The sequence below is a fragment of the Thermaerobacter litoralis genome, from assembly GCF_054654595.1.
Window position 1 is genome coordinate 374,543 of record NZ_BAAIES010000004.1, and the last position, 8,501, is coordinate 383,043.

The following is an 8,501-nucleotide window of genomic DNA, read 5'->3' on the forward strand; positions in this document are numbered from 1 at the left end:
GTCCGTCGTCGACCTTCAGTCGTAGACCTTGTAGAGGACCCAGCGGTCGCTTCCCGCCAACCGCTCCAGCTCGAACACCGCGCCGTCGTCCGTCAAAAGCCGCACCACCAGTCGCTCCCCCTCTCCGTCCCACCAGGCGCCCGCTTCCCGCCACTCATCGAGGACGTCCTTCACCCGGTGCCAGCGGCGCCAGAAGAACCGGCAGGGCCGGCCACTGGCGTCGGTCTCCACCGGGACCGGCTTGCCGACCAGGGCCATGACCTTCCGCCTCCGTCCCCGCGGCCGGGCGGTCCCCATGGCGATGGCGGCGATGGCGACCCGACGCCGGCCGCGTCGCCCCACCGAAGGACCTCCCCGGGCGGACCAAGCCCGATGGAGGGCACCGGCGACCCCGGGCCTGCCGCGCAAGGGCCGGGCATGCCGCCGTGGGGCGCTGGCTGCCGTGGGGTGAATGCCGCCGTGCAGCACCGGCTGCCGTGCGGCGCTGGCCACCGTGCGATGCATGCCGCCATGCGGTGCTGGCCGCCATGCGGCGCTGGCTGCGGTGCGGTGAATGCCTTCGTGCGGCTTCACGGTGCCGGCCCGCGGGGTGCCCCGCGCCAGGGATCCCAGTAGGCCAGCTGGCGTTCCCGCCGGGGAACGGGCCGCTCCCGCCCCCAGAAGACCCGGCCGGGGTAGCGGCGGGCCAGCTCGTCGAGAAGGGCCGGCGCCTCGGGTTCCCGGCAGCGCGGAGGACCGGCTGGCCCCGGGCCAGGATTCCCCGCGGGCCTGGCGTCCGGGACCAGGCCGTCCAGGGCCAGCTGCCGGGCCACGGGTTCCAGCGCCGTGACCGTCAGGGCCAGCCGGCCTGGGGCCGGTTCGTCCGCCAGGAGCCGGCGGTACAGCTCCAGGGCTGCGCGGGCCAGCCCGTCCGGGGCGGTGGTCGCCACGGGCAGGTAGCGCCCCACCCGGGACCGCTCCCCTTCCAGGATCACCAGGCGGCCGGCGCATCCGGTCGCCACCAGCCGGCCGGCCACCTGCTGCGCCAGGCGGGGCAGCTGGGCCGGCCACCAGGGGGCGCGGAGGTCGTCGCCCAGCTCCGGCGGCGCCTCCAGGGTGGCGGTGACCCCCGGCGGCGGATACCCCTGGGCCAGGGGGCGGCGGTCGTCGCCCCGGCACCAGGCCTGGAGGAGAGGGGCCTGCTCGCCCACCGCCCGGGCCACCACCTGCCGCGGCGCCATCGCCACATCCCCCAGGGTGTACAGGCCCAGGCGCTGCAGCTGGCGGCGGGCCGCTGGCGGCACCTCCTCCTGCAGGGTGGTGACGGGCATGGGCGCCAGGAAGGGGGCTTCCTGGCCGGGAGGCACGCGGCAGCTGACCACCTCCAGCGCCCGCGCAGCCGGCACCCCTGCGTCCCCGCCGGAGCCCGGGTCCCCGGGGCGTGCGGCGTTCCCTCCCTGAACCTCCGCAACGACCTGAGGAGCACGTGCACCGGCACCGCTTCCCCCGGCCCGCGTCCGGGCCGCCACCCGGGCGGCCATCCGCGCGACCAGCCGGCCGTGGCCGATGCCCACGATCAACCGGTGCCCCCAGCGCTCCAGTTTCCCGGCCTGCAGGGCGGCGATCACCTCGTCCCCTGCCGACGCGGGGGACAGCGCGCAATAGGCCGCCAGGTGGTCCACGACCGGTTCGACCTGGGGTGAGAGGCCCAGCAGGACCTCATACAGGGGCTCCAGCGCCGCCAGGGGGTCGATGGCCTCCCGTTCCACCACCACCAGATCGCTGACGAGCCGCCGGGCGCTGCGCACCCGGATGCCCGGCCGCAGGCCGGCCGCCCGGGCCGCCGGCGACACGTCGGCGACCACCGCGCCGCTGGCCACCACGGCCGGCCGATCCGCCAGCCCAGCCGCCGTCACCCACGCGCCCTCAAGGCGTGCGAAGGCCAGCAGCGGCCCAGGTACCGAACGTGTGTTCCCCATGGTGAGGCCATTGTAGAGGGGGGCCGGGCCGGCCGTCAAGAGGCATGTCCATCCTCAAAAAGAAAATTAAGGGAGGAACCGGCGCCCGCCGTCGCCGGCCGGCCCCGCGGGGCCGGCCCCGCGAACCCGCGCCGCGGGGCCGGTTCTACCCCAGCAGGTCGTGACGGCGGATCAGGCCCACCCGCAGGGCGAAGAGCACCGCCTGGGTGCGGTCCCGCACCCCCAGCTTCTGCATGATGTGGCTCAGGTGGTTGCGCACCGTCTTGGGACTGATGTAGAGCTCCCGTGCCACCTGGGCGGTCGACTTGCCCCGGGCGATGCGGCTCAGCACCTCCAGCTCCCGCTGGCTCAGCAGCCGCGCCCGCTCGACCTCTTCGGGAGCCGGGACGTAGCGGTAGAGGGGGGAATCGGTGGCCAGCTCCGACATGATCTCCGCGTCGATCACGAAGATGCCCGCCGTGCAGGCGCGGATGGCCTCGGGCAGGCCCGCCGCCTCCCGGTTGGCGAGCAGGTAGCCGCCCAGGCCCGCCTGGACCAGCCCCAGCAGGGCCTGGGGGTCGGCGCGATCCGTGATGCCGACCACCACCGGCGAGCTGGGCATCCGGCCGAGCCGGCCCACCAGCTCCCGGGCGTCGTCCCCGGCCAGGCCCAGGTCCAGCAACACCACGTCCGGGCCCAGCTCCCGCACCCGGTCGAGCAGCGGCCCCGCGCCCGCGGCATGCCCGACCACCTCCAGCCCCGGGGCGCCCTCCAGGATGCGCTGCAACCCCTCCCGCACCAGCGGCCGGCCTGTGGCGATCAGAATCCTCAACATCGGCCTCTCCCCTGGCTTGCCCGGGCTTCCTGGACCGGAGCCCGGGTGATGTCATCCCATCCTACGAAAGTCGCGCACAGGGGGGACCGAGGGCAGGCGCCCAAGAACGCAGGGGCGCCGGGGAGCCCGCTGGGGGTTCCGGGTGCTTGAGGGAGAAGGCGATGGAGGTGGGGTGCAGGTGGGGTGGCGGATGGCGGAGCGGCCGCATCGTCAGGGGGACGAGGGGGCTGGCGGCGCGGCGACTGGGGACGGCACGGGCCGTCCGGCCTCGAGATCGTAGGCCACCGGTAACCGAGCGCCGTCCTCCCCCTCTACCTCCAGGGTCGCCCGCCGCCCGCCGGGGTCCACCTGCCAGCGGATCCCCCGGGCATGGTAGAGCACATCGAGGACGACCACATCGCGGCCGGGCGTCTCCTGGCCCGGCGTCGCCCGGCCGGGCCTCCCACGGCCCGGCGACTCTTGGTCGAGCGGCTCTCGGCCGGGTGCGGGCGGCCCGTTGGCAGGCCAGGGCCAGAGGGCCACCAGGGGCCGCGGCCCGCCGGTCACCAGCAGCACCCCCCGGTCCCCCGCCAGCGCCAGCGGCCCGAAGCCGTCCCGGGAGACGTCCACCTGGACCCCCGGGGGTCCACCCACGGGCGCCGCCCGCAGGGGCAGGTCGGCCAGCCCCAGGCCCGGCTGCCAGGGCCCGCCCCCGCGACGCCAGACCAGCCGGTCGCCCTGCACGGCCACTTCCAGGTCGGCCCGGCGGGTTGCCGCCACCAGCCGCGGCCCATCCGGCGCCGGACGCCACCAGAGATCCTGGACGAACCGGCCGGCGTAGCCGGCTGCGGGCACCGCCACGTCGACCATGGCCTGGACGTGGATCCGCCCCAAGGCATCGGGCCGGGCGGGGCCGGTGGCATAGGCCGTGACGGGCGTGCGCAGGAAGGAGACCTGGGGCGTCAGGAGGGTGGCGGAGGGGCGTTCCGCCCCGGCCCCGGTGGCCGAGGGGGGCGCGGCGCCCCGCCCGGTCCTCCCGGGGGCGGCGCCCGGCGCCGGCCCGTCCCCGCCCTCGGGCCCCTTCCCAGGGACCGGCAGGCCGGCCGCCAGGTCGCCCTCAAGGCCCGCCAGCCAGGCGCCGCCCGGCCCCGCGGCGGCCGGGGCCACCCAGGCCCCGGCCGCCGCGGGCCGGCCCGCCTGCCACGCCTGCAGCAGCCTGCCGGTGGCCGCCACGGCTTCCGCCGTGGCGGCCACCGCGGGCCCCGTAGGCCCCGCAGGTCCCGCCCGTTGCACGCCCAGCCCGGCCAGCGCCAGCCCGCCGGCCAGCACGGCCCAGGCCAGCGCGCGGGGCACCGGCCCCCGCCGGTGCCCCGCGCGCCCGAGGCCATCGGCCACCCCGCGTCCCTTCCTTTCGCCGGGCTATTCCACCTGCACCCGCCCCGCGGGCTCGGCCTCCACCCGGCCGATCCGCCGGGCATCGCCCACGCCGCGGCGGTGCAGCTCGGCCAAGAGCGCCTCCGCCCTGTCCGGTTCGACCACCAGCAGCAGGCCGCCCGAGGTGACCGCGTCAAAGAGCAGCCCCTGCTCCCAGTCGGCCAGGGGGCGGCGGAAGTCGACCTGGGTCCCGTAGTGGCGGCGGTTCGCCCGGCTGCCCCCGGGGAAGACGTCCCGTTCCGCCAGTTCCCGCGCCCCCGGAAGCACCGGCACCGCCTCCGCCTGGATCACCAGGGCGACGCCGCTCTCCCGGGCGATGTGGCTGGCGTGACCCAGCAGGCCGAAGCCGGTCACGTCGGTGGCCGCGTGGATCCCGCCCACCGCCTGGGCCGCCTCGGCGGCCGCCCGGTTCAGGGTCCGCATCATGGCGACCATGGCGTCCACCCAGTCGGGCGAAGCCAGGTTTCGCTTGAGGGCGGTGCTCAGCACGCCCGTGCCGATGGGCTTCGTCAGGATCAGCACGTCGCCCGGCCGGGCGCCCCGGTTCGTCCAGACCCGGTCCGGGTCGACCACGCCCGTCACGGCCAGGCCGTACTTGGGCTCGGCGTCGTCGATGGTGTGGCCGCCCACGATCACGGCCCCGGCCTCCCGGACCTTGGCCGCGCCCCCCTCCAGGATGGCCGCCAGAGCCTCGGCGCCGTAGCGGCTGACGGAGAAGCCCACCAGGTTCAGGGCCGTCAGCGGCCGCCCGCCCATGGCGTAGACGTCGCTGAGGGCGTTGGCCGCGGCGATCTCGCCGAAGAGGACGGGGTCGTCGACGATGGGCGTGAAGAAGTCCACCGTCTGCACCAGGGCCAGCCGGTCGGTGAGCCGGTACACCCCGGCGTCGTCGCCGCTCTCCAGCCCCACCAGCAGGTGGGGGTCCGTGCCTTGCTGAGGGGGTAGGTGGCGCAGGACCTGCGCCAGCTCGGCCGGGCCGAGCTTGCACCCTCAGCCGGCCTTGCCGGTCAGCTGCGTCAGGCGCAGCGGTTCCACGGCGATCCCCCCTCAGGCGAACGACTTGGCGAACCACACGCGGTCGTAGCCGCCGGCCGGGTCGGGGTCGGGGTCGAGCCGGTAGGGCCGGTAGCCGGCCCGGTACCAGAACTCGATGGCAGGCGCGTCCCGCAGGCCCGTCTGCAGGTGGAGGGCGCGCACCCCCTGGCCGCGCAGGCGATCCTCCACGGCCCGGACCAGGGAAGTGCCCACGTCCAGCTGGGAGAACTCGGGATCCACCGCCAGGCCGTAGATCTCCCACGCCTCCTCCCGGCCGCCCAGGGGCCGGGCCCGCACGGCGCCGATCACCCGGCCGCCGTGCCGGGCCACCCAAACCCGCCCGCGGGCGATGTCGTCCTGCACCCGCCCCAGGTCATCCTGGAGGGGTTCGGGCGCCACCGGGTACTTGCCTTCGTACTGCCGGAAGGCCTTGCGGGTGACGGTCAGGATGTCAGCGGCATCGGCTGGCGCGGCGGGCTCCACACTCCACACGGCTTCACCCCACCCTTTCCGGCCGGGCTCACCGGGCCCTGCACCCGGGTGCCACGACACGCTACGATTGTATCGAATTGCCGGTCCGGGATCCAAGGATGCCCAGGGCCAGGCCCGGGGCACCCCCGGCCGCGGCGGGACGCCGGGCCCGCTGGCAGGGCGCCCGGCCCGAAGGAGGTTCGTCGCGTGAGCGTCTACCGCCTTGGCGACGCCGCTCCCCGAATCGCCGCCACCGCCTACGTGGCGCCGGGGGCCCGGCTGATCGGCCGGGTCGTCCTGGAGGAACACACGAGCGTCTGGTTCGGCGCCGTCCTGCGCGCCGACCTGGACGTCATCCACATCGGGGCGGGCAGCAACGTGCAGGACAACGCCGTCCTCCACGTCAACGCCGGCGAACCCTGCCACATCGGCCGGGACGTGACCATCGGCCACGCCGCCGTCGTCCACGGCTGCGTGGTGGAGGACGAGTGTCTCATCGGGATGGGCGCCGTGGTGCTGAGCCGCGCCCGCATCGGCCGCGGCAGCCTGGTGGGCGCCGGCGCCCTGGTGCCGGAGGACAAGGTGATCCCGCCGGGCAGCCTGGTCCTGGGCGTGCCGGCCCGGGTGGTGCGGCCCCTGACGCCGGAGGAACAAGCCGCCATCCGCGCCAGCGCGGCCCGCTACCGGGAGAACGCGCGCCGCTTCGCCCAGGGGCTGGCCCCCGTCGACGGCCAATGAAGAGGGCCAATGAAACCGGGGCGGGCGCCATGGCGCCCGCCCCGCCGGTTCGTCCGCCTGGGAAGCCCTCAGGCCCCGGAGCCCATGAAGGCGTAGTGGGCGATGAAGATGGCCGCCAGGATCCACATGGTGACCGAGACCTCGCGGATCCGCCCGGTCACCAGCTTCAGCACCACGTAGGAGACGATGCCCAGGACCATGCCGGTGGCGATGCTGAAGGTCAGCGGGATGCCCAGCACGGTGAGGAAGGCGGGCAGCGCCTCGGTGATGTCGTCCAGGTTGAGCTTGCGGATCGGCTCCATCATCAAAAGGCCGACGATGATCAGCGCCGGCGCCGTGGCCGCCGCGGGGATCACGCCCGCCAGGGGCCAGAAGAAGACCGCCAGCAGGAACAGCAGGCCCGTGACGACGGCCGTCAGGCCGGTTCGTCCGCCCTGGCCGATGCCCGCCGCGCTCTCCACGTAGGTGGTGACGGTGGAGGTGCCGAGCCCCGCGCCGATCATGGTGGCCAGGGCGTCGCTGACCAGCACCCGGCCGACCCGCGGGAAGGTGCCCGTCTTCTCGTCGATCACGCCCATCTTGGTGCCCAGGCCGACCAGGGTGCCCGCCGTGTCGAACATGTTGACGAAGGTGAAGGTGAAGATCACCGTCAGCAGGCCCAGCTGCAGCGCGCCGGCCACGTCCAGCTGGCCCGCCACCTGGGCCAGCACCCCGAAGTCGGGGGCGCGGACCACGTCGGCCAGGCTGTGGGGCAGGCGCGTCAGCGGCTGCAGGACGCCGCTGGCGTCGGGCGCGCGGAAGAAGGCGCCCAGCAGGGTCGTCAGCAGCACGCCCCAGAGGATGGCGCCCTTGACCCGGCGCGCCATGAGCAGCGCCGTCAGCACCAGCCCGAGGAGCGCCAGCACCGCCGGCCCGGAGCGCACGTCCCCCAGGGACACCAGGGTCGCCTCGTTGGCCACGATCAGCCCCGCCGAGCGCAGGCCGATGAAGGCGATGAAGAGGCCGATGGCGGTGCTGGTGGCCAGCCGGATGTTGAGCGGGATGTCCCGCAGGATCCGCTCGCGGATCGGCAAGAGGCTGATGATCAGGAAGATCAGGCCGTCCATGAACACGGCGCCCAGCACCGTCTGCCAGGGGATGCCCTGCCCCAGCACCACGGTGTAGGCGAAGTAGGCGTTGAGCCCCATCCCCGGCGCCAGGGCGAAGGGCATGCGCGCAAAGAGCCCCATGATCAGCGTGGCCACGCCGGACGAGAGGGCCGTGGCCATGAGGACGGCGTTGGGGTCGAGCCCGGCCGCCCCCAGGATCTGGGGATTGACGAACAGGATGTAGGCCATGGTGACGAAGGTGGTGACCCCGGCCAGGATCTCCGTCCGCACGTCGGACCCGCTGGCCTGGATGGCGAAGAACCGGTCCAGCCAGCCGCCGCTGCGGCGCGGCGCCGGCGCGGGTTCCACCTGCTGCCGTACCGCCACCGACATCTCGCGAACCCCCTTTTGGACGAACCCGGCCGGTCGGCCGGTCCGTGCGGCCCGGCCCTGTGGGGTCTTCCACCGCCGGGACTGGCCGGGCCGGCAGCCTGCGATGCGCGCCGCCCCCGCCGGCGGTCGGGCCGGCTGGCCGCCGGGCCGGGGCCCGGCAAGGCCTTGCATCTCCGGGATACCACATCGTTGCCGGAGGATCAACGAGGTTCGTTCGGAAAGGTTTGCACGTTTAAAAATTAATTGACGCTCGCTGATCGGCCGGCGGGCCCGCTGCTCAAGGACGCACGAAGGCTGGAACGCCACCGCGCCCTCCGATCCGCCGGCCTGATTTGGCATGAGGCACGCAGAGGAGGGAGCCGGCAGGACGAACCCGCGCCGCGGCCAGGCATCCCCGGCCCGCACCGGCGGGTCCATCCGCCGTCCGTGGAGGGGTTCGTGCCACCTGGCCCGTGTTGTCCCCGGGATCGCTCCCGGGTTTTGCCGGGCCGCTCTCGGTCGTGGCCAACCGCCGGGCGATCCGCCGATCCTTCGATCCGCCCGGTCCTCGTCGACTCGCCGGCCTGCCGCCGGCGAGCCCTGGCGCTAGCA

Annotated in this window: 8 protein-coding genes; 1 reads left to right on the forward strand and 7 read right to left on the reverse strand. The window is 74.9% G+C overall.

The window, feature by feature from the left end; translation table 11 throughout:
- Positions 1-15 precede the first annotated feature (15 nt).
- From ACYQ02_RS03390 to ACYQ02_RS03415, 6 genes are all read right to left on the reverse strand, one after another.
- Positions 16-342, reverse strand: coding sequence for a DUF6504 family protein (locus tag ACYQ02_RS03390; protein WP_460039017.1), 327 nt, complete (start codon positions 340-342; stop codon positions 16-18).
- 227 nt (positions 343-569) lie between these two features.
- Positions 570-1,895, reverse strand: a complete 1,326-nt coding sequence (locus tag ACYQ02_RS03395; RefSeq protein ID WP_460039018.1) for a Y-family DNA polymerase — start codon at positions 1,893-1,895, stop codon at positions 570-572.
- Positions 1,896-2,103: 208 nt separating this feature from the next.
- The gene (locus tag ACYQ02_RS03400) at positions 2,104-2,772 is read right to left on the reverse strand and encodes a response regulator transcription factor (RefSeq protein WP_460039019.1); all 669 of its coding nucleotides are present in this window, start codon (positions 2,770-2,772) and stop codon (positions 2,104-2,106) included.
- Between the two features lie 210 nt (positions 2,773-2,982).
- Positions 2,983-4,146: a hypothetical protein gene (locus tag ACYQ02_RS03405; protein ID WP_460039020.1), complete on the reverse strand. Its 1,164-nt coding sequence runs from the start codon at positions 4,144-4,146 to the stop codon at positions 2,983-2,985.
- Positions 4,147-4,170: 24 nt separating this feature from the next.
- A complete protein-coding gene (gene selD / locus ACYQ02_RS03410) occupies positions 4,171-5,220 on the reverse strand; it encodes a selenide, water dikinase SelD (protein WP_460039021.1) in 1,050 nt (349 codons plus the stop codon).
- A gap of 12 nt (positions 5,221-5,232) precedes the next feature.
- Entirely contained in the window at positions 5,233-5,712 is a 480-nt protein-coding gene (locus ACYQ02_RS03415) for a GNAT family N-acetyltransferase (protein ID WP_460039022.1), read from the reverse strand.
- Between the two features lie 186 nt (positions 5,713-5,898).
- Between ACYQ02_RS03415 and ACYQ02_RS03420 the strand changes: the two genes are divergently transcribed.
- Positions 5,899-6,429: a gamma carbonic anhydrase family protein gene (locus tag ACYQ02_RS03420; RefSeq protein ID WP_460039023.1), complete on the forward strand. Its 531-nt coding sequence runs from the start codon at positions 5,899-5,901 to the stop codon at positions 6,427-6,429.
- Between the two features lie 68 nt (positions 6,430-6,497).
- Here the strand turns inward: ACYQ02_RS03420 and ACYQ02_RS03425 are convergent, their stop codons facing one another.
- Positions 6,498-7,910 (reverse strand): NCS2 family permease, encoded by a 1,413-nt coding sequence (locus tag ACYQ02_RS03425; RefSeq protein WP_460039024.1) that lies wholly within the window; start codon positions 7,908-7,910, stop codon positions 6,498-6,500.
- Positions 7,911-8,501 lie beyond the last annotated feature (591 nt).